The 21,849-nt window shown below is 49.3% G+C and carries 19 protein-coding genes, 1 tRNA gene and 1 pseudogene; 14 read left to right on the top strand and 7 right to left on the bottom strand.

Going from position 1 to position 21,849, the window contains the following annotated elements; genetic code table 11:
- Window positions 1–120 precede the first annotated feature (120 nt).
- From ATB02_RS17825 to envY, 6 genes and pseudogenes are all read left to right on the top strand, one after another.
- Entirely contained in the window at window positions 121–489 is a 369-nt protein-coding gene (locus tag ATB02_RS17825) for a hypothetical protein (RefSeq protein ID WP_236474927.1), read from the top strand.
- A 33-nt stretch (window positions 490–522) separates the two neighbouring features.
- Entirely contained in the window at window positions 523–963 is a 441-nt protein-coding gene (locus ATB02_RS17820) for a hypothetical protein (RefSeq protein ID WP_236474925.1), read from the top strand.
- A 441-nt stretch (window positions 964–1,404) separates the two neighbouring features.
- A complete protein-coding gene (nfrB, locus tag ATB02_RS17815) occupies window positions 1,405–3,642 on the top strand; it encodes a cyclic di-3',5'-guanylate-activated glycosyltransferase NfrB (protein WP_000383913.1) in 2,238 nt (745 codons plus the stop codon).
- A pseudogene (gene nfrA / locus ATB02_RS17810) lies at window positions 3,629–6,600 on the top strand (bacteriophage adsorption protein NfrA). The gene nfrB and the pseudogene nfrA overlap by 14 nt, the downstream one beginning before the upstream one ends.
- Window positions 6,601–7,491, top strand: a complete 891-nt coding sequence (locus ATB02_RS17805; RefSeq protein WP_105272001.1) for a DUF4434 family protein — start codon at window positions 6,601–6,603, stop codon at window positions 7,489–7,491. It begins immediately after the preceding pseudogene.
- A 182-nt stretch (window positions 7,492–7,673) separates the two neighbouring features.
- A complete protein-coding gene (gene envY / locus ATB02_RS17795) occupies window positions 7,674–8,435 on the top strand; it encodes a DNA-binding transcriptional regulator EnvY (RefSeq protein WP_105271999.1) in 762 nt (253 codons plus the stop codon).
- Window positions 8,436–8,480: 45 nt separating this feature from the next.
- Here envY and ATB02_RS17785 read toward each other — a convergent pair.
- Window positions 8,481–8,557, bottom strand: a tRNA-Arg gene (locus ATB02_RS17785).
- A gap of 242 nt (window positions 8,558–8,799) precedes the next feature.
- On the opposite strand from ATB02_RS17785, the gene fimZ reads away from it, so the two are divergent.
- Window positions 8,800–9,432 carry a fimbria biosynthesis transcriptional regulator FimZ gene (gene fimZ, locus ATB02_RS17780; protein WP_105272010.1) on the top strand — a complete coding sequence of 211 codons (633 nt, stop codon included), beginning with the start codon at window positions 8,800–8,802 and terminating at the stop codon, window positions 9,430–9,432.
- A gap of 2 nt (window positions 9,433–9,434) precedes the next feature.
- Here fimZ and sfmF read toward each other — a convergent pair whose 3' ends face one another.
- The 5 genes from sfmF to fimA form a co-directional block, all read right to left on the bottom strand.
- Window positions 9,435–9,950 (bottom strand): fimbria assembly protein, encoded by a 516-nt coding sequence (gene sfmF / locus ATB02_RS17775; RefSeq protein WP_105271998.1) that lies wholly within the window; start codon window positions 9,948–9,950, stop codon window positions 9,435–9,437.
- Window positions 9,951–9,960: 10 nt separating this feature from the next.
- A complete protein-coding gene (gene fimH / locus ATB02_RS17770) occupies window positions 9,961–10,968 on the bottom strand; it encodes a type 1 fimbria D-mannose specific adhesin FimH (protein ID WP_105271997.1) in 1,008 nt (335 codons plus the stop codon).
- Window positions 10,969–10,980: 12 nt separating this feature from the next.
- A complete protein-coding gene (locus ATB02_RS17765) occupies window positions 10,981–13,590 on the bottom strand; it encodes a fimbrial biogenesis usher protein (RefSeq protein WP_105271996.1) in 2,610 nt (869 codons plus the stop codon).
- Between the two features lie 30 nt (window positions 13,591–13,620).
- Window positions 13,621–14,313 (bottom strand): type 1 fimbria chaperone FimC, encoded by a 693-nt coding sequence (gene fimC, locus ATB02_RS17760; RefSeq protein WP_039021581.1) that lies wholly within the window; start codon window positions 14,311–14,313, stop codon window positions 13,621–13,623.
- Window positions 14,314–14,532: 219 nt separating this feature from the next.
- On the bottom strand, window positions 14,533–15,075 hold the full coding sequence (gene fimA / locus ATB02_RS17755) for a type 1 fimbrial major subunit FimA (protein ID WP_000776555.1): 543 nt from the start codon (window positions 15,073–15,075) through the stop codon (window positions 14,533–14,535).
- A 471-nt stretch (window positions 15,076–15,546) separates the two neighbouring features.
- Between fimA and folD the strand changes: the two genes are divergently transcribed.
- From folD to ATB02_RS17740, 3 genes are all read left to right on the top strand, one after another.
- Window positions 15,547–16,413 carry a bifunctional methylenetetrahydrofolate dehydrogenase/methenyltetrahydrofolate cyclohydrolase FolD gene (gene folD / locus ATB02_RS17750; protein WP_000729155.1) on the top strand — a complete coding sequence of 289 codons (867 nt, stop codon included), beginning with the start codon at window positions 15,547–15,549 and terminating at the stop codon, window positions 16,411–16,413.
- A gap of 1 nt (window position 16,414) precedes the next feature.
- Window positions 16,415–16,627, top strand: a complete 213-nt coding sequence (ybcJ, locus tag ATB02_RS17745; protein ID WP_000190288.1) for a ribosome-associated protein YbcJ — start codon at window positions 16,415–16,417, stop codon at window positions 16,625–16,627.
- Between the two features lie 107 nt (window positions 16,628–16,734).
- On the top strand, window positions 16,735–17,256 hold the full coding sequence (locus ATB02_RS17740) for a metal-dependent hydrolase (RefSeq protein ID WP_105271995.1): 522 nt from the start codon (window positions 16,735–16,737) through the stop codon (window positions 17,254–17,256).
- A 35-nt stretch (window positions 17,257–17,291) separates the two neighbouring features.
- On the opposite strand, the gene cysS is transcribed toward ATB02_RS17740, so the two are convergent.
- Window positions 17,292–18,677, bottom strand: a complete 1,386-nt coding sequence (cysS, locus tag ATB02_RS17735; RefSeq protein WP_105271994.1) for a cysteine--tRNA ligase — start codon at window positions 18,675–18,677, stop codon at window positions 17,292–17,294.
- Window positions 18,678–18,850: 173 nt separating this feature from the next.
- Here cysS and ppiB point away from each other — a divergent pair, with 173 nt between their 5' ends.
- The 4 genes from ppiB to purK all read left to right on the top strand — a co-directional run bounded on the left by ppiB (window position 18,851) and on the right by purK (window position 21,761).
- A complete protein-coding gene (ppiB, locus tag ATB02_RS17730; RefSeq protein WP_000256002.1) occupies window positions 18,851–19,345 on the top strand; it encodes a peptidylprolyl isomerase B in 495 nt (164 codons plus the stop codon).
- Window positions 19,346–19,347: 2 nt separating this feature from the next.
- The gene (gene lpxH / locus ATB02_RS17725) at window positions 19,348–20,070 is read left to right on the top strand and encodes a UDP-2,3-diacylglucosamine diphosphatase (RefSeq protein WP_105271993.1); all 723 of its coding nucleotides are present in this window, start codon (window positions 19,348–19,350) and stop codon (window positions 20,068–20,070) included.
- A 117-nt stretch (window positions 20,071–20,187) separates the two neighbouring features.
- A complete protein-coding gene (gene purE, locus ATB02_RS17715; protein WP_001295318.1) occupies window positions 20,188–20,697 on the top strand; it encodes a 5-(carboxyamino)imidazole ribonucleotide mutase in 510 nt (169 codons plus the stop codon).
- Window positions 20,694–21,761 (top strand): 5-(carboxyamino)imidazole ribonucleotide synthase, encoded by a 1,068-nt coding sequence (purK, locus tag ATB02_RS17710; RefSeq protein WP_105271992.1) that lies wholly within the window; start codon window positions 20,694–20,696, stop codon window positions 21,759–21,761. The genes purE and purK overlap by 4 nt, the downstream gene beginning before the upstream one ends.
- The last annotated feature ends 88 nt before the right edge of the window (window positions 21,762–21,849 follow it).

Here is a 21,849-nt window from a genome sequence, read left to right as displayed (position 1 = left end):
CTATTATAGCCTCAAAGTATCAATTACATTCGATTTGGTTTGCGCTACAAGATGAATACTCTCAACAACTAAATATTTTAACAGAAAAAAATCCCTGTTGTAGCATATCGAATTTATCTTATGCCCAGCATTAAATCTAATAATAGAAAAATAAAGTTTAGTAGCATTGATCGTTGTTGTGGTTGGATTGAAATAAAACCGGGGCATTTAGTTGAGCATACCGGGGTAAAGATGTTACAACTTACTGAAATTAACACTACTGATTCTGAGGATAAATTAATATGTTTATGCAAAGCCATTAACTGGCTTAAACGACAGATTAAAACCAATGAATTCTCCGGTGTAACGGGAAGGAATATAATTTATGGTGGGAAAACTATTTACCCTCATATTTTCTATACGCATCAAGCCAAATCTCTTTTTTATGATAAAGTTATATGGAAACAAGACTTCCTATTCAATTCTGTCTATGAACCATTTTCACCTTAATTCTTTCAGCAAACTATATTAACCACGATGAATATGACTAAAAAAGAAGCATTAGCATTCCTTGCTCTAAATCAACCTATGCCTAATGATTATGACATCACTCAGGAACTTATCGATAAATATGACGACGTAAGACTTTATTTTTGTGCAAATCCTGCTGAAGAGGCCATACCGTTATTTTTACAATCCTTTGGGGAAGGTGATGGCTTAGGAGTATATCAGTTGGTCGAAGATTTTTTGTACAAGTGTGATAAAAACATTGTAGCTTCAAATATAGCCAACATACTGGAAAATCCTCTGACAATAAAAAGTGTCCGATATTGGTGTACATTATTAGCAATGGCTTTTCCCGATAACACCTTAATTAAAGGATTAAATATTTCTCTACAATCTGATGATGAAGATACCCGAGACATGGCTATGTTAAGTTTAAAGATGATTACAGAGGAATATAAAACATTTGAATTCCAATAATTCCCCCTTGCATAAAAGATCACCATCATGACAAAAACACAAGCAAAGTTGCTTATTTATAAAGCATTTGTTATTTTAACGTTCATTATTTCCCGGTTGAATATTAAACTTAATTAATCTAAAGAGAAATGAAGTTAGCCTTCCTGTACCCACAGCAACGCCGTCTTTTTGTTCAGCACGGGGAAAATGTTCTCCCCTGCTCACCTCCTCCAGGCACTTCCACAACATGATGACCTGATCGGTTGCCGCCTATCCTCCTCACCATGACCTTCACCTCCGCGCTTTTGTCTACATTCTACACAATCGGCAACTTTTATAACCAGTGTAAAAATAACGTGCCGCAATAATCCTACCTATTAATGATAAAAAGCTGTCACAATTCATAAAAAACTTTAATATACGCCACCCTAAACATAACCAGCGTTAATGTAAGGTTTTTGTGTGGACTGGCTTCTTGATGTTTTTGCAACCTGGCTATATGGCTTAAAAGTAATCGCGATAACGTTAGCGGTCATCATGTTCATCAGCGGGCTGGACGATTTTTTTATTGATGTCGTCTACTGGGTACGCCGCATTAAACGCAAGTTGAGTGTTTATCGCCGCTACCCGCGAATGAGTTACCGCGAACTGTATAAACCAGATGAAAAACCGTTAGCGATTATGGTTCCGGCGTGGAATGAAACGGGCGTCATCGGCAATATGGCCGAGCTGGCGGCGACCACGCTCGACTATGAAAACTATCATATCTTTGTTGGCACCTACCCCAACGACCCCGATACTCAGCGTGATGTTGACGAAGTGTGCGCTCGCTTCCCAAACGTGCATAAGGTAGTCTGCGCGCGTCCTGGCCCCACCAGCAAAGCCGACTGCCTGAACAACGTGCTGGACGCCATCACACAGTTTGAGCGTAGCGCCAATTTCGCTTTTGCTGGTTTTATTCTGCATGACGCCGAAGACGTAATTTCACCGATGGAATTGCGTCTGTTCAACTATCTGGTCGAGCGTAAAGATCTGATTCAGATCCCGGTATACCCATTCGAACGCGAATGGACGCACTTCACCAGCATGACTTACATTGATGAGTTTTCAGAACTGCATGGCAAAGATGTTCCGGTACGTGAAGCCCTCGCCGGACAGGTGCCCAGCGCAGGCGTCGGTACTTGTTTCAGCCGCCGCGCCGTGACCGCACTGTTAGCTGACGGTGACGGTATCGCTTTCGACGTGCAGAGTCTGACTGAAGATTACGACATTGGCTTCCGCCTGAAAGAAAAAGGTATGACGGAAATTTTTGTCCGTTTTCCGGTGGTGGACGAAGCCAAAGAACGCGAGCAGCGTAAATTTTTACAGCACGCGCGGACGTCAAACATGATCTGCGTGCGCGAATATTTCCCCGATACCTTTTCGACGGCGGTTCGACAAAAATCTCGCTGGATCATCGGCATTGTTTTCCAGGGCTTTAAAACCCATAAATGGACCTCCAGCCTGACGCTGAACTACTTTCTCTGGCGCGACCGCAAAGGGGCAATCAGTAACTTTGTCAGCTTCCTCGCGATGCTGGTGATGATCCAGCTTTTGCTGTTGCTGGCGTATGAAAGTTTCTGGCCCGATGCCTGGCATTTCCTTTCTATTTTTAGCGGCAGCGCATGGTTAATGACCCTGCTGTGGCTAAACTTTGGCCTGATGGTTAACCGCATCGTGCAGCGGGTGATTTTTGTCACTGGCTACTACGGTCTGACGCAGGGGCTGCTATCTGTCCTGCGTCTTTTCTGGGGCAACCTGATTAACTTCATGGCCAACTGGCGCGCGTTAAAACAGGTACTTCAACACGGCGATCCACGTCGTGTCGCGTGGGATAAAACAACGCATGACTTCCCCAGCGTCACTGGCGATACCCGCTCGTTGCGCCCGTTAGGTCAAATTCTGTTGGAAAATCAGGTCATCACTGAAGAACAACTCGATACAGCACTGCGTAATCGCGTCGAAGGTCTACGTCTGGGCGGTTCAATGCTGATGCAGGGGCTGATTAGCGCCGAGCAACTGGCACAGGCGCTGGCAGAGCAAAACGGCGTGGCGTGGGAATCTATCGATGCCTGGCAGATCCCTTCTTCGCTGATTGCCGCGATGCCGGCCTCCGTGGCGCTGCATTATGCAGTACTGCCGCTGCGTCTGGAAAATGATGAGTTAATTGTCGGCAGTGAAGATGGTATTGACCCGGTTTCGCTGGCAGCCCTGACGCGTAAAGTCGGACGCAAAGTGCGTTACGTCATTGTTCTGCGGGGACAAATTGTCACGGGGTTACGTCACTGGTATGCACGCCGACGCGGTCACGATCCGCGGGCAATGTTGTACAATGCGGTTCAGCATCAGTGGCTCACGGAACAGCAGGCCGGTGAAATCTGGCGGCAATATGTGCCGCATCAGTTCCTGTTCGCCGAAATACTGACCACGCTCGGTCATATTAATCGTTCAGCAATTAACGTGTTGTTATTGCGCCATGAACGCAGTTCTCTGCCGCTCGGCAAGTTTTTGGTCACCGAAGGCGTTATCAGCCAGGAAACGTTGGATCGCGTCCTGACAATTCAACGCGAATTACAAGTTTCGATGCAATCACTATTACTCAAAGCAGGTTTAAACACAGAACAGGTTGCGCAACTGGAGTCCGAAAATGAAGGAGAATAACCTTAATCGCGTCATCGGATGGTCTGGTTTACTGCTGACGTCTTTATTGAGTACCAGCGCACTCGCAGACAATATCGGCACCAGCGCAGAAGAGCTGGGGCTGAGCGATTATCGCCATTTTGTTATTTATCCCCGTCTCGATAAGGCGCTGAAGGCACAGAAAAATAACGACGAAGCAACCGCCATCCGCGAATTTGAATATATACACCAGCAGGTGCCGGATAATATTCCGCTGACTTTATACCTTGCGGAAGCCTATCGCCATTTTGGTCATGATGACCGGGCGCGGCTGTTGCTTGAGGATCAACTGAAACGTCACCCAGGAGATGCCCGACTTGAGCGCAGTCTGGCGGCTATTCCAGTTGAAGTGAAAAGCGTTACGACTGTTGAAGAACTGCTTGCCCAGCAAAAAGCGTGCGACGCTGCGCCGACCCTGCGTTGTCGCAGTGAAGTCGGGCAGAATGCCCTGCGGCTGGCACAATTACCTGTCGCCAGAGCGCAACTGAACGATGCGACGTTTGCTGCATCGCCGGAAGGAAAAACGCTGCGAACCGATCTGCTGCAACGCGCAATCTACCTGAAACAATGGTCCCAGGCAGATACGCTATACAATGAAGCACGCCAGCAGAACACATTAAGCGCGGCAGAACGCCGTCAGTGGTTTGACGTGCTTCTTGCCGGGCAGCTGGATGATCGGATCCTGGCGCTGCAATCACAGGGGATCTTCACCGATCCACAGTCATATATTACTTACGCGACCGCGCTGGCTTATCGTGGCGAGAAAGCACGCCTCCAGCATTATCTCATTGAAAATAAGCCGCTGTTTACCACGGACGCACAAGAGAAAAGTTGGCTCTATCTGTTATCTAAATACAGCGCCAACCCCGTTCAGGCGTTGGCGAATTATACGGTACAGTTTGCCGATAACCGCCAGTATGTTGTTGGCGCGACGCTACCGGTGCTGTTAAAAGAAGGTCAGTACGACGCAGCGCAAAAACTGCTCGCCACCCTCCCCGCCAATGAAATGCTTGAGGAGCGTTATACCGTTAGCGTAGCGACCCATAACAAGGCTGAAGCTCTGCGTCTGGCACGATTGCTGTATCAGCAAGAACCGACAAATCTTACCCGCCTGGATCAACTGACCTGGCAACTGATGCAGAACGAGCAGTCACGCGAAGCTGCCGATTTGTTGCTGCAACGCTATCCCTTCCAGGGCGATGCGCGCGTCAGCCAGACTTTAATGACGCGACTAGCGTCTCTGCTGGAAAGTCATCCTTACCTGGCAACTCCGGCGAAGGTGGCGATTTTATCGAAACCCTTACCGCTGGCGGAGCAACGTCAGTGGCAAAGTCAGTTGCCGGGTATTGCAGATAATTGCCCAGCAATCGTTCGCTTGCTGGGCGATATGTCGCCTTCCTACGATGCCGCCGCCTGGAACCGTCTGGCAAAGTGTTATCGGGACACGCTACCCGGTGTGGCGTTGTATGCATGGCTTCAGGCCGAACAACGGCAACCGAACGCCTGGCAACATCGTGCGGTAGCCTATCAGGCGTATCAGGTTGAGGATTACGCCACCGCACTGGCGGCCTGGCAGAAAATCAGTCTTCACGACATGAGCAATGAGGATCTGCTTGCTGCTGCCAATACCGCCCAGGCGGCAGGAAATGGTGCGGCTCGCGATCGCTGGCTTCAACAGGCAGAACAACGTGGGCTGGGAAACAATGCCCTCTACTGGTGGCTGCATGCGCAACGTTACATTCCTGGTCAGCCGGAACTCGCACTGAACGATCTCACGCGCTCAATCAATATTGCGCCTTCTGCCAACGCTTACGTTGCGCGGGCGACAATTTATCGCCAACGTCATAATGTCCCGGCGGCGGTGAGTGATTTGCGCGCCGCTCTGGAACTGGAACCGAATAATAGCAACACCCAGGCAGCGCTTGGTTACGCCTTGTGGGATAGCGGTGATATCGCACAGTCGCGGGAAATGCTCGAACAGGCGCATAAAGGGCTACCGGACGATCCGGCACTTATCCGACAACTGGCCTACGTGAACCAGCGTCTGGATGATATGCCTGCGACGCAGCACTACGCCCGGCTGGTGATTGATGACATTGATAATCAGGCTCTGATAACCCCACTGACCCCAGAGCAAAATCAGCAACGCTTCAATTTCCGCCGTCTGCATGAGGAGGTCGGTCGTAGCTGGACGTTCAGTTTCGATTCTTCTATCGGCTTGCGTTCCGGCGCAATGAGTACCGCTAACAATAATGTCGGCGGCGCAGCGCCAGGGAAAAGCTATCGTAGCTACGGGCAACTGGAAGCCGAGTACCGCATCGGACGCAATATGCTGCTGGAAGGCGACCTGCTCTCGGTTTACAGCCGTGTATTTGCCGATACCGGAGAAAACGGGGTGATGATGCCGGTGAAAAATCCGATGTCCGGCACCGGTCTGCGCTGGAAGCCGCTGCGCGATCAGATCTTTTTCCTCGCCGTCGAACAGCAGTTGCCGCTGAACGGGCAAAATGGCGCATCCGATACCATGCTGCGCGCCAGCCCTCATTCTTTAATGGCGGCAAATACAGCGACGAATGGCACCCGAACGGTTCAGGCTGGTTTGCCCAAAACCTGTACCTCGATGCGGCGCAATATGTCCGCCAGGATATTCAGGCGTGGACGGCAGATTATCGCGTAAGCTGGCATCAGAAGGTGGCGAACGGACAGACTATTGAGCCTTACGCTCACGTTCAGGACAACGGCTATCGGGATAAAGGCACTCAGGGCGCGCAGCTTGGCGGTGTCGGGGTCCGCTGGAATATCTGGACCGGCGAGACGCACTACGACGCCTGGCCGCACAAAGTCAGTCTCGGCGTCGAGTATCAACATACCTTTAAGGCGATTAATCAACGTAACGGAGAGCGCAACAACGCGTTTCTCACCATTGGAGTGCACTGGTAAATGCGTAAGTTCATTTTCGTATTGCTGACACTGCTTTTGGTCAGCCCTTTTTCCTTTGCGATGAAAGGTATTATCTGGCAACCACAAAACCGTGATAGTCAGGTTACCGATACCCAGTGGCAGGGGCTGATGAGTCAGTTACGTTTGCAAGGCTTCGATACCCTGGTTTTGCAATGGACCCGTTACGGCGATGCATTCACCCAGCCAGAACAGCGCGCGTTATTGTTTAAGCGTGCCGCAGCTGCGCAACAGGCTGGCCTGAAGCTGATTGTCGGGCTGAACGCCGATCCGGAATTTTTTATGCACCAGAAACAGTCATCCGCGGCGCTGGAAAGCTATCTTAATCGCCTGCTGGCTGCCGATCTCCAGCAAGCCAGATTATGGAGCGCCGCACCTGGCGTAATGCCGGATGGCTGGTACATCAGCGCGGAAATTGACGACCTGAACTGGCGCAGCGAAGCCGCCCGTCAGCCTTTGCTGACATGGTTAAACAACGCGCAGCGGTTGATTAGCGATGTTTCAGCAAAACCGGTTTATATCAGTAGTTTTTTCGCCGGAAATATGTCGCCCGATGGCTATCGCCAACTGCTGGAACACGTTAAAGCAACCGGCGTTAATGTCTGGGTTCAGGATGGCAGCGGCGTTGATAAACTTACCGCTGAACAGCGTGAACGTTATCTACAGGCCAGCGCCGATTGCCAAAGTTCCGCCCCTGCCAGCGGCATTGTTTATGAACTGTTTGTCGCCGGCAAAGGCAAAACCTTTACAGCGAAACCGAAACCGGATGCAGAGATCGCCTCGCTGTTAGCGAAACGTTCCTCTTGTGGTAAAGACACGCTCTATTTCTCTCTGCGCTATTTGCCCGTCGCGCACGGCATTCTCGAGTATTAAATCTCCTCCAGGTAAGTCGGGTACGACCTGGCTTACCTCTTTCGCTCTCGTCAGAATTCCATCAAGATTAATTGCTAAAAAGCGTGCTAAAGAAAGAAGATCGTTATCGGCGAACGGGCCGATCACTCATGCAGGAAGCATAGATCCTTTGAGCGGAGTTTCTGATATCTGAGGAGTGCGAAATGCAATTGAGCAGCAGTGAACCTTGCGTGGTGATCCTGACCGAAAAAGAGGTAGAGGTAAGCGTCAATAACCATGCAACGTTTACCCTTCCGAAAAACTACCTGGCCGCCTTCGCGTGCAACAATAACGTCATTGAACTCTCAACGTTAAATCACGTATTAATCACCCACATCAACCGTAACATCATCAACGATTATCTGTTGTTTTTAAATAAGAACTTAACCTGTGTAAAGCCCTGGTCGCGGCTGGCAACCCCGGTTATTGCTTGTCATAGCCGTACACCGGAAGTGTTCCGGCTAGCCGCCAACCACAGCAAGCAGCAACCCAGCAAACCCTGCGAAGCGGAGTTGACGCGCGCATTGCTTTTTACCGTATTGTCTAACTTTCTTGAGCAATCGCGGTTTATTGCCCTACTGATGTATATCTTACGCAGCAGCGTCCGCGACAGCGTCTGCCGCATTATTCAAAGCGATATTCAGCATTACTGGAATCTGCGAATTGTCGCCAGTTCGCTATATTTAAGCCCCAGCCTGCTCAAAAAGAAATTAAAAAACGAAAATACCAGCTATAGCCAGATTGTCACAGAGTGTCGTATGCGTTACGCCGTACAGATGTTATTGATGGATAACAAAAATATCACTCAGGTAGCGCAATTATGTGGCTATAGCAGCACGTCGTACTTTATCTCTGTTTTTAAGGCGTTTTACGGCCTGACACCGTTGAATTATCTCGCCAAACAGCGACAAAAAGTGATGTGGTGAAGGGCAAAGCGGAAACAGATAAGACTGGCATAAATGAAGAAGAAATGGCGCGCCCTGCAGGATTCGAACCTGCGGCCCACGACTTAGAAGGTCGTTGCTCTATCCAACTGAGCTAAGGGCGCGTTGATACCGCAATGCGGTGTAATCGCGTGAATTATACGGTCAACCCTTGCTGAGTCAATGGCTTTTGATCTGGTTGCTGAACAAGTGAACGACCGCGTCTGATTTTCTGATTTATTTCGCTATAGCGGCAAACAAACGTACACCGCTGCGCGTCTGAATCAAGAAAACCCGTATTTTCATGTATCAAAGTACAATTTCCCGCCCTAACGGAAAATTGTCCGATCCTATGAGACTGATAACTATGAGACCAACGTCGGTGATCATTATGGATGCCCATCCTATCATCAGAATGTCCATTGAAGTTCTGTTGCAAAAAAACAGTGAATTGCAGATTGTCCTGAAAACGGATGATTACCGCATAACCATCGATTATCTCCGAACCCGTCCTGTTGATTTAATCATTATGGATATAGACTTGCCCGGTACAGACGGTTTTACCTTCCTGAAAAGAATCAAACAAATCCAGAGTACGGTGAAGGTATTATTTTTATCATCAAAATCAGAATGCTTTTATGCGGGCAGAGCGATACAAGCGGGTGCTAACGGTTTTGTCAGTAAATGCAATGATCAGAATGATATTTTTCATGCCGTTCAGATGATTCTCTCCGGATACACTTTTTTTCCCAGTGAAACGCTCAACTATATAAAAAGTAATAAATGCAGCACCAATAATTCAACAGCTACTGTGCTATCTAATCGTGAAGTGACTATATTACGCTATCTGGTTAGCGGATTATCTAATAAAGAAATTGCCGACAAACTATTACTTAGCAATAAAACAATTAGTGCGCATAAATCTAATATTTATGGCAAACTCGGTTTGCATTCAATTGTAGAACTTATCGACTACGCCAAATTATATGAATTAATATAATATTAATTATAATTGATCATAAATATCGCATCCGCTTTCGCCACACCTGGTTGGACACCGCTGGCTAACGCTCGATAATTGGCAAAAAAGTTTAGCGTTACATTGCCATTTGCATCTACCTCCTCAGTCGGGCTCGCCTCGCCCAGCGCAAGCCGGGAGCGATCGCTCTTGCGTAATTCGATAGCGACGGTTTGTGCCATTGCGGGATCGTCCAGGGCCAGCAGGTTGGTATCGGATGCCGGCGTTCCCGTAAATAAAATCGCGACTGAACCCGGAGGACATCCCTCCAGCCGCAGGCTAAAAGGGACGAGTGCCGTGGTATCGCCAGCGGTCAGTAGTTGTGTCGTAGGCCATCTGCCTAAATCTACCGTCTTATCAACATCCGCTGTATTTACGGTACAGGAGAAATCAACAACGTTACCGTGCAAATTGATATTAATCGTTCCTAAAGGGTCAGCTGCCCATCCACTGGAACTCCACAGTAGCCCGCAGAAACAGCTAAAGAGTTCTCTTCTCATTCTCCGTACCTCATTGATAATCGACGCGTAAATACCCCAGCGCGCTAAACGGCCCTTCGGTCGGTTTTTGACCGGTAATACTGATAGGCCAGGCGCGAAGTGTGACATTGGCTGCCGCAGCTGCATCCAGACGGAAAGGAATAACGCTATTGAGATCGTTAGGCGTGATCGGCGTATCGTTCTGATCGGCGACAATAAAACCTAAATCCTGATTGTCCGACACCATCGCCTGACCAGAAACGGCACTGGCTTCCAGACGCATTGTTAAATAAGCCTGCGCAGCAACATTCGTACATTTGATCGCAATGCTCTTGGTTTGTGGCATGACACCAACAGGTCGATTACCCGGCCCTGCCGCACTAAATAACGATGCGCCGATATCACCAAAATCAAATTCAACAATCTGCCCGGCATTTAATTCGCAGTTTTGCGGTACTTCAACCCGGCCACCAAAACTAATGGTATAAACAGGTGTAACCAACGGATCGTAAGGCGTTGATGTCACATACACGGTAAACATCACCTGTCTGGGGATCTCCACCATGTTAATAAAAGGACGAATAACCTTTAAACGAAATATCAAACGAGAATCCATCACCCCGAACGGAAGGTTTTGCGAAACGTTAGGATCTGTTCCCATACGGATATAATTTTGCGGGGGAAATTGAATATCCATCACGCTATCAACCAGACTCATCGCACCTAATAGATAATCATTTAATTGCATATATTTATAATTATCGATAGTTTCCTGAACAACAAAGTTGGTGACATAACTACGGTATGTATAATTCACCAGCGTGCCGGGTGGACAAATTGCTGACACACCTACCCAGCCGGATTTTTCAGGTAAAACAACAATCTGCCCTGGCTGGTTATTGGTGCTATTAAAGACATTTGAGAGATCATAGTGTTCATCTTCTGCTACGCCAGTACTATTTGCACAAACAGTAGCCCAGGATATGTTTGCTAGACACAAACATGCCATCGCCAATAATGACCTGCAGATTATCTTCATTGATAATTTCCTTTATGAGCCAGGATGTGTGCAAACTGCCGAAATAACAGTGACGGCTTGCTGTAAGCTTTGCTTCGGCAATACATAGTGCGCAATGCAGCGTGAGTTCGCGCCGTCTCCCCACTGAACCAGTAATTCACCAGACAATGGCGCACCACTTAAATAAACTTGCCCGTCATCACCCACCATACTGGTTATTCCGGTACTGTTTTCCCGTACCAGTGATCCAAACGGCACCGGTTTTCCGCCCTGGGTAACAGTAATTAGCGCCCGCACACCTATGCGGGTATCAAAATTGGCACGAACCAACGCGCCTTGCGTAGGCACAACGCTGCTAATATTTTTTTCAACATCGATGGAATTCCCCATCGTATTGGTATCAAGCGCGATACGGTTATACCGATAAACCATGGCATACGGCATCACCGCATAGCCGCGCCAGTCGGTTAAAATTCCAGTTTGATTTTCAATGCGTACACCGCCTGCGCCAGGCGCTTTAATCAAAACATTGGTATCCCCTAAAGGCTGGCTCAGCGTTATACCATTTTCATGCCCGACCACACCGCCAGACAGCTGCCAGTTAACGTCATGTTGATCGCGGTCGTAGTTATACCCGACCCCCAGCGTACCGTAAGCGGCCTGCCAGTTTGCCGTGGCGCTGCCCGTGTACCCATTATTCGAGGTATCGCCCTGGCTTACGTGATAACTCAGGTTGTGGCCTTCCAGTAAGGTCCCACCAACGCCTGCCAGCCAGCTATTTTGCCCGTTGCTGTTACGGTTGGCGTTAAAGGAGGCATAAGCGCGATCGAGCGCATTTTCCCGGGTGTAGCGACGTTTGGTCAGAACATTGAAAGGCACTGAAACATTAAGTCCGACAATACGTTCGTTATCGGGGATCCCTACAGATTCATTCCACGAAAATGAGAGTGAATAACTGATGCCAACCCAGCTGCTGGTATACCCCACCTGATACCAGGTATCTGAATCCGAAGTATTCCAGTATTTTTGATGGGTACCAGAAATATAAAGCGAGCCAAAGTCATTAAGTGATTGTGAAATATTTAACTGCAAACGGTCTTTACGACTAAAGCGTAAATTGTGGTAATTCACGATTATCGGTTCATCGCGATGCTCACCGTCATAATCGTAATCATATTCGTACCCCTCCATTCGACGATACGCAACATCATCAAGGGTATAAAAACCTTGTGTCGAATAGCGGTAACCCATTAACTGAAAATTGGTGCCGAAAGTGTTCATTGATTTCGCATAGAGGAAGCGAATGGAATCCCCCTCATGACGACTGTCGTCGGCTAACTGACTGCGCGCATGCGTTACATCCAGCGACACTGCGCCCCAGTTCCCGAGGTTGCGCCCCAGCCCTAACAAAAAGGCGGTGTAATTTGCAGATAATTGCGTCCCGCCGTAGGCAGTAAATTCCTGGGGTAAACCGCCGAGTGCCGTGCCCTGAAAAAAGAAAGGCGACGATTGCTGACTATTACCGCTACGAAAATCGCCCGCCGTCAGGTCAAATTTGAAACGCCCTTCGCGTTGTAAAATTGGCACTGTTGAATACGGAATAGTGTAATTCTGCTGATTACCATCGCGCTCGTCGATGGTGACGTCCAGATCGCCATTTGAAGATGTCGGGTGCAAATCTGTAATTTCGAAAGCGCCGGGGGAAACATAGCTTTGATAGATAATAAAACCATTTTGCCGAATCGTTAGCTGGGCCGCCGTACGGGCAATCCCACGTACCGTTGGGGCAAACCCTTGCTGGCTATCTGGATACATATTATCAGAAGAATAAAGCCGTACACCTCGAAATCCGACGCCATCGAAAATATCACTCCCTGTATTACCGTCTCCCATTACCAGTTCACTTTTCAGCGGAATAATGGCGCGCTGTACCCAGGTGCCAATATTATTCCACTGTTCTGAATGATATCCATTTCCGCGAAAATAGTTCCAGGAACCATTGTTGCGTAAACGCCACGGGCCAATATTAATCCCACTGAGTTCACTAAAAAAATAGCTATCGTTACCATTACCTCTGTTACCGGTGAAATTATAATTCAGGAGTAAAGCAGGAATACCTTCATCCCACTCTTCAGGCGGAATGTAACCGTGAGCGCTACTCAACAACGCTATCTGAGGAATAGTGATGTTCAGGCGCATCGCTGCAAAATCAAAGTTAATTGTGGCATCAGGTACAGCTTTCAGTAAATTAATGCATTTATTATTTTGCTGCTGGGCTAACTCGGGGAATGCACTGCTATTAAGGCCAATTCGTTCAAGGAGTGCCTGGTTAAAACAAGGCATTAACCCACCTGATTTATCACCTGTATTTACTGTCGTCGATTCAAATACGATATCCTGTGAACCAATGAACTCATCATTACGCCAGAGATCCACCCGATACACACCCGCAGGTTGATGATTACCTCTCTCAAAGCGCGATAAATCAGCAACGGATGTGCCATTCTCTAATAAAAATGCCGGGTTGAAATAACTTTCCGCATAGCTTAAAAAGGAGGGTAAAATGGCAAGAGATGAATAACAAATTCCGGCCAGACACCAGGTATACCTCTGCGGAATATCCGTAGTAGTGGGTATTTTCATAATTAGCTCTGATATTGTCAGATGATTCGGTTAGTTTAAGTTCACTTCTCTGACCGGGGTTACTGAACCATAATCATTAACGGTCTGAAATTTCAGCTTTCCCTGTACTCCTGAGGGTAAGGGAATTTGTGAATTAACTCTGGGTGCAGCCATAGCATTCCCCAACTTTTGGCTGCCCACTTGCAGGTTAACCAGGGTGACATAAAAAGGTGATGGATTATGAACATTGATATAGTTACCGGATCGCGAAAACTTGAGTGTGTCCGGCGCTTCTGCGGGTAATTCTTGTAGTTGAATTGGACGGAGAAATAACTTCATGCGCGATAAAATCGCCAGTTGCAAAACATTCCTGCCGTTCAATGCATTTTTATCTACCGAAGGGATCGTCTTAACATTCATCCAGAACAAAGACTCACGATCTGCCGCCAGCGGTGGACCGGTGTAAATAATACGCAAGGTATTTTCGCTTTTGGGTTCACTAACAAACAGTGGCGGTGTAATGATGAATGACTTTTCTTTTACACCGCTACTGTTTTCAATCCACGAATTGACCAGAAAGCGCTCATTGGTATGGCTATTTCTAATCCATACCGCAGTCTGTTTAGCATCAGCGGGATAAATAATACGCGTGGCACCTAATGCGATCCCTCCGGCAGCATGGGCGCTGGCCGAAATGATTAAATGAAATATAATGAGCATCAATAACTTTATTTTAGTCATCATAGTTAATACGCCTTGTGTATTCCTGACGGCAAAAATAAGAAATATAAAGAAATGATTGCTTTGGTTTCTTACAACACATCATTCCCTTTTCATTTAATAAAGCGGCATGATACAAAGTGAACATGATTTCGATTTACATTGCCACCATACCGCTTCAGACAACCGGTACATTACTTTGTTATAAGACGTGATATATAATTCAAAACAACGTTGTTTTGATTATTCGTATCTCATAATAAAAGTCGCGTCAGCATTTGCTTGCCCTGCTGATGCACTTGTACCGGTGCCTTTATAACGTGCAGAAAAATGAAGAACGTTGGTCCCGGGGATCAAGTTCTGGTTGGTTGAGAAGCTATTCCCATCAGGTTTGAGAATTGCGGATGTATTATCAAGTATTTCAATACCGACACCCGTTGCTGTTGTTGTATTGGTACTGGATGCAATGGCCAATAAATTATCATTGATTGCATCCGCCTGACCAGAAAATGCAACGGCAGCATTAGCGGCAACAACAGGATCGCAGTCGTTCAACTGTATAGTGAATGGAATTAATGCAGAGGTATTACCAACAGCATTGAAAATATCGGTACGATATTGACCGAGTGTGACAACCTGGTCTGCCGAGTCAGTATTCACTGAACAGGCAGCATTCACCAGTTCGCCTTCAAAGTGAATTGTACCGCCATCTACAACGGCAGCATAACTACCCGTAGCGGCGAATAGTGCGGCAGCCAGCGCAGACGAAATAAATCTTAATTTCATATATATTCCTTCAATCTCATTTATCGACTCCACATCCGTATATAACCGATTACTTTATTTAAGACACTGATAGTAGTAAAATTCCTTTTTATCCTCTAAGAAGGTCTTAATTGAAAATATGCACTCTATTCTAAAAAATAGAGAGCCCCGTTAGATGAATATTTCCGCGCAAAATATATTCAACACAAATATAGACCTGAAGCGGTAAATTACCAGGCTGAAAATTCTTTTTATATTGTCAGGTATTTCTTAAATTATCTTAATCCTTAGACAAGGAAATAAATCAGTTCCAGATTTACAACGTCATCATGGACGAAAAATGAAGTTTTCAATCTCAGCGACGGTGTGCCTCACCTTCGCAAGAGGCCGCTTCACACGATAAATCTGAAACGAAACCTGACAGCGCGCCCCGCTTCTGACAAAATAGGCGCATCCCCTTCGACCTACGTAACAGATGGAATCCTCTCTCTGATGGCAGCAAAGATTATTGACGGTAAAACGATTGCGCAGCAGGTGCGCTCTGAAGTTGCTCAAAAAGTTCAGGCACGTATTGCAGCTGGACTGCGGGCACCAGGACTGGCCGTAGTACTGGTGGGTAGCAACCCTGCATCGCAAATTTATGTCGCAAGCAAACGCAAAGCTTGTGAAGAAGTCGGGTTCGTCTCCCGTTCTTATGACCTCCCGGAAACCACCAGCGAAGCGGAGCTGCTGGAGCTTATCGATGCGCTGAATGCCGACAACACCATTGATGGCATTCTGGTCCAACTGCCGTTACCGGCGGGTATTGATAACGTCAAAGTGCTGGAACGAATTCACCCGGACAAAGACGTTGACGGTTTCCATCCTTATAACGTCGGTCGTCTGTGCCAGCGCGCGCCACGTCTGCGCCCCTGCACCCCGCGTGGTATCGTCACACTGCTTGAGCGTTACAACATTGATACCTTCGGCCTTAACGCCGTGGTGATTGGCGCATCGAATATCGTCGGTCGCCCAATGAGCATGGAACTGTTGCTCGCAGGTTGCACCACCACCGTGACTCACCGCTTCACTAAAAATCTGCGTCATCACGTAGAAAATGCCGATCTACTGATCGTTGCCGTCGGTAAGCCAGGCTTTATTCCCGGTGACTGGATCAAAGAAGGCGCAATTGTGATTGATGTCGGCATCAACCGTCTGGAAAATGGCAAAGTTGTGGGCGACGTGGTGTTTGAAGACGCGGCTAAACGCGCCTCATACATTACGCCTGTTCCGGGCGGCGTTGGCCCGATGACGGTTGCCACGCTGATCGAAAACACGCTACAGGCGTGCGTTGAATATCATGATCCACAGGGTGAGTAACATGGCGACATTTTCTTTAGGTAAACATCCGCACGTTGAGCTGTGCGACTTGCTGAAACTGGAAGGCTGGAGCGAAAGCGGCGCACAGGCGAAAATCGCGATTGCTGAAGGCCAGGTAAAAGTCGACGGCGCGGTTGAAACGCGCAAACGCTGCAAAATCGTCGCCGGTCAGACAGTGAGTTTTGCAGGTCACAGCGTACAGGTTGTTGCCTGATCCCTTTCCCGGCCTGTATCAACAGGCCGGTTCTCTTTTCAGACTTTTGTCCTCTACGTCCCTGTCATCCATGCTGATAGCATCGACATTTTGCCGAAGCGACCATCATGCCAACCGTTATTACGCACGCCGCCGTTCCCCTTTGCATTGGTTTAGGGTTGGGTTCGAAAGTCATCCCTCCGCGCCTGTTATTTGCCGGAATCATCCTGGCGATGCTGCCCGATGCCGACGTATTGTCGTTTAAATTTGGCGTTGCTTACGGCAATGTTTTTGGTCATCGCGGGTTTACCCATTCGCTGGTGTTTGCGTTTGTTGTCCCGCTGTTATGTGTGCTGATTGGACGTCGATGGTTCAGGGCTGGGCTGATTCGCTGCTGGCTGTTTTTAACCGTCTCCTTGTTATCGCACAGCTTGCTGGATTCGGTAACCACTGGCGGTAAAGGCGTTGGCTGGCTGTGGCCGTGGTCAGATGAACGCTTTTTCGCTTCCTGGCAGGTGATTAAGGTCGCGCCGTTCGCGTTGTCTCGTTACACCACGCCGTACGGGCATCAGGTGATTATTTCTGAATTGATGTGGGTGTGGTTGCCGGGGATGCTACTGATGGGAATGTTGTGGTGGCGCAGACGATAACCGGATGCGAAAACTCGCATCCGGCAATAGCGCAATTACTTACGACGCCAGGTGCTCCCTTGTGGGCCATCTTCCAGCACGATCCCCATCTCGTTAAGACGGTCACGCGCCGCATCTGCCGCCGCCCAGTCTTTCGCTTTACGGGCATCCAGACGCTGTTGAATTAAGGCTTCAATCTCAGCCACTTCGCTGTCGTCTGCCTGCGCGCCGCTTTGCAGGAACGCTTCCGGTTCTTGCTCCAGCAGGCCCAGCACGGCTGAAAGTTTACGCAGATGAGACGCCATCGCGTTTGCCGCTGCCATATCTTCTGCTTTCAGACGGTTCACTTCACGCGCCATATCAAACAGCACGGAATAGGCTTCCGGGGTGTTGAAATCGTCGTCCATCGCTTCAATAAAGCGCGCTTCAAACGCTTCGCCACCGGCAGGAGCAACGGTTTTGTCTGTGCCGCGCAGCGCAGTGTAGAGACGCTCCAGCGCCGCACGCGCCTGCTTCAAGTTCTCTTCGCTGTAGTTCAGCTGACTGCGATAGTGACCGGACATCAGGAAGTAACGCACGGTTTCCGCGTCGTAGTATTTCAGCACATCGCGCACGGTAAAGAAGTTACCCAGGGATTTCGACATCTTCTCTCGGTCAACCATTACCATCCCCGAGTGCATCCAGTAGTTCACATACTGACCATCATGGGCACAGGTAGACTGCGCGATTTCGTTCTCGTGGTGCGGGAACATCAGGTCAGAACCGCCGCCGTGGATATCAAAGTGGTTACCCAACTGCTTGCAGTTCATTGCCGAACATTCAATGTGCCAGCCTGGACGGCCCGCGCCCCACGGAGACGGCCAGCTCGGTTCGCCCTCTTTCGACATCTTCCACAGAACGAAGTCCATCGGGTTGCGTTTGTCGTCGACCACGTCAACGCGCGCGCCTGCCTGCAGCTGGTCGAGATCCTGACGCGACAGCACGCCATAGGTCGGATCGGTCGGTACGTCGAACATCACGTCGCCGTTGTCCGCCACATAAGCGTGACCTTTGGCGATCAGTTGTTCAGTGAGTTCAATAATTTCTGCGATATGGTGCGTCGCGCGCGGCTCCATATCCGGGCGCAGAATGTTCAAAGCATCAAAATCTTTGTGCATTTCGGCGATCATGCGATCCACCAGCGCCACAAAGCTTTCGCCATTTTCATTGGCGCGTTTGATGATTTTGTCGTCGATATCAGTAATGTTGCGCACATACTTCAGCTTATAGCCGAGGAAACGCAGATAGCGCGCAACCACGTCAAAGGCAACAAAGGTACGCCCGTGACCGATATGACAGAGATCGTAAACGGTGATTCCACACACGTACATGCCGACTTCCCCGGCGTGAATAGGCTTAAATTCCTCTTTTTGGCGTGTCAGAGTATTGAAGATTTTTAGCATCGAAGATTCCGTTTAGACATGTGTGGGTAATTGAGTTGCGTATAATACCCATATTTCCCGCGCGAATCAGCATACATTGCGTGATGATCCGATCGTGCGGTTATGCTATAACACCACCCTATATATGACCCGAATCGGGTTGAAGCACCAATCAAACGGAACAGGATGCAAAAATGGTTACTTTCCACACCAATCACGGCGATATTGTCATCAAAACTTTTGACGATAAAGCACCTGAAACAGTTAAAAACTTCCTGGACTACTGCCGCGAAGGTTTTTACAACAACACCATTTTCCACCGTGTTATCAACGGCTTTATGATTCAGGGCGGCGGTTTTGAGCCAGGCATGAAGCAAAAAGCCACCAAAGAACCGATCAAAAACGAAGCCAACAACGGTCTGAAAAACACCCGCGGTACGCTGGCAATGGCCCGTACTCAGGCACCGCACTCTGCAACTGCACAGTTCTTCATCAACGTGGTTGATAACGACTTCCTGAACTTCTCTGGCGAAAGCCTGCAAGGTTGGGGTTACTGCGTGTTTGCTGAAGTGGTTGAAGGCATGGACGTGGTTGACAAAATCAAAGGTGTAGCAACCGGTCGTAGCGGTATGCACCAGGACGTGCCAAAAGAAGACGTTATCATTGAAAGCGTGACCGTTAGCGAGTAATCGTGGCGACACTCTTTATTGCAGATCTTCATCTCTGCGTGGAAGAACCGGCGATCACCGCCGGTTTTCTGCGTTTTTTAGTGGGGGAAGCCCGCAAGGCCGACGCGCTGTATATTCTTGGCGATCTGTTTGAAGCATGGATTGGCGATGACGATCCCAACCCACTCCATCGCCAGATAGCCGCAGCGATCAAAGCGGTATCCGATTCCGGCGTTCCCTGTTATTTCATTCATGGCAACCGTGATTTTCTGCTTGGCAAACGCTTTGCCCGTGAGAGTGGCATGACGTTATTGCCGGAAGAAAAAGTGCTCGAACTTTATGGTCGTCGGGTGTTGATTATGCATGGCGACACGCTGTGCACCGATGACGCGGGTTATCAGGCTTTTCGCGCCAAAGTCCACAAGCCGTGGTTGCAAACGCTATTCCTCGCCCTGCCGTTGTTTGTGCGCAAACGCATTGCCGCGCGAATGCGAGCGAACAGCAAAGAAGCCAACAGCAGTAAATCGCTGGCGATCATGGACGTTAACCAAAACGCGGTGGTCAGTGCGATGGAAAAGCATCAGGTGCAATGGTTGATTCACGGGCATACGCATCGCCCGGCGGTGCATGAACTGATCGCCAATCAGCAACCTGCTTTTCGTGTCGTGTTGGGTGCCTGGCATACGGAAGGTTCGATGGTGAAAGTCACGGCAGATGACGTTGAGTTGATCCATTTTCCATTTTAAAAAACGCGCAACTTTGCTGATTTCATAGCCGCGCAACCGTTTTCCTTGCTCTCTTTCCGTGCTATTCTCTGTGCCCTCTAAAGCCGAGAGTTGTGCACCACAGGAGTTTTAAGACGCATGTCTTCCCGCAATAATCCGGCGCGTGTCGCCATCGTGATGGGGTCCAAAAGCGACTGGGCTACCATGCAGTTCGCCGCCGAAATCTTCGAAATCCTGAATGTCCCGCACCACGTTGAAGTGGTTTCTGCTCACCGCACCCCCGATAAACTGTTCAGCTTCGCCGAAAGTGCCGAAGAGAACGGTTATCAGGTGATTATTGCGGGCGCAGGCGGCGCAGCGCACCTGCCGGGCATGATTGCCGCCAAAACGCTGGTGCCAGTGCTGGGTGTGCCAGTACAGAGCGCCGCACTGAGCGGTGTCGATAGCCTCTACTCCATCGTACAAATGCCGCGCGGCATTCCGGTGGGTACGCTGGCGATTGGTAAAGCTGGCGCGGCAAACGCGGCGTTACTGGCAGCACAAATTCTTGCGACTCATGATAAAGAACTGCACCAGCGTCTGAATGACTGGCGCAAAGCACAAACTGATGAAGTGCTGGAAAACCCGGACCCGCGAGGTGCGGCATGAAACAGGTTTGCGTCCTCGGTAACGGGCAGTTAGGCCGTATGTTGCGCCAGGCAGGCGAACCGTTAGGCATTGCTGTCTGGCCGGTCGGGCTGGACGCTGAACCGGCGGCGGTGCCCTTTCAACAAAGCGTGATTACCGCTGAGATCGAACGCTGGCCGGAAACCGCATTAACGCGCGAGTTGGCACGCCATCCAGCCTTTGTGAACCGCGATGTGTTCCCAATTATTGCCGACCGTCTGACTCAGAAGCAGCTTTTCGACAAGCTTCACCTGCCGACCGCACCGTGGCAGTTACTTGCCGATCGCAGCGAGTGGCCTGCAGTGTTTGATCGTTTAGGTGAACTGGCGATTGTTAAGCGTCGCACTGGTGGCTATGACGGTCGCGGTCAATGGCGTTTACGCGCCGATGAAACCGCACAGTTACCGGCTGAATGCTACGGCGAATGTATTGTCGAGCAGGGCATTAACTTCTCTGGCGAAGTATCGCTGGTTGGCGCGCGCGGCTTTGATGGCAGCACTGTGTTTTATCCGCTGACGCATAACCTGCATCAGGACGGTATTTTGCGCACCAGCGTCGCTTTCCCGCAGGCCAACGCACAGCTGCAGGCGCAGGCCGAAGAGATGCTGTCGGCGATTATGCAGGAGCTGGGCTATGTGGGCGTGATGGCGATGGAGTGTTTTATCACTCCGCAAGGTCTGCTGATCAACGAACTGGCTCCGCGTGTACATAACAGTGGTCACTGGACGCAAAACGGTGCCAGCATCAGCCAGTTTGAGCTGCATCTGCGGGCAATTACCGATCTGCCGTTACCGCAACCGGTAGTGAATAGTCCGTCGGTGATGATCAACCTGATTGGTAGCGATGTGAATTATGACTGGCTGAAACTGCCGCTGGTGCATCTGCACTGGTACGACAAAGAAGTGCGTCCGGGCCGTAAAGTGGGGCATCTGAATTTGACCGACAGCGACACATCGCGTCTGACCGCGACGCTGGAAGCATTAATCCCGCTGCTGCCGCCGGAGTATGCCAGTGGCGTGATTTGGGCGCAGAGTAAGTTCAGTTAACCTGGTACTCATATTCCTGCCGGATGCGGCGTGAACGCCTTATCCGGCCTACTAATCCGGTACCCATTGTAGGCCTGATAAGACGCGT

The sequence above is a fragment of the Escherichia sp. MOD1-EC5189 genome, assembly GCF_002966045.1.
GTDB classification, from domain to species: Bacteria; Pseudomonadota; Gammaproteobacteria; order Enterobacterales; family Enterobacteriaceae; genus Escherichia; species Escherichia coli_F.
This window is presented reverse-complemented; position numbering and strand designations above follow the sequence as displayed.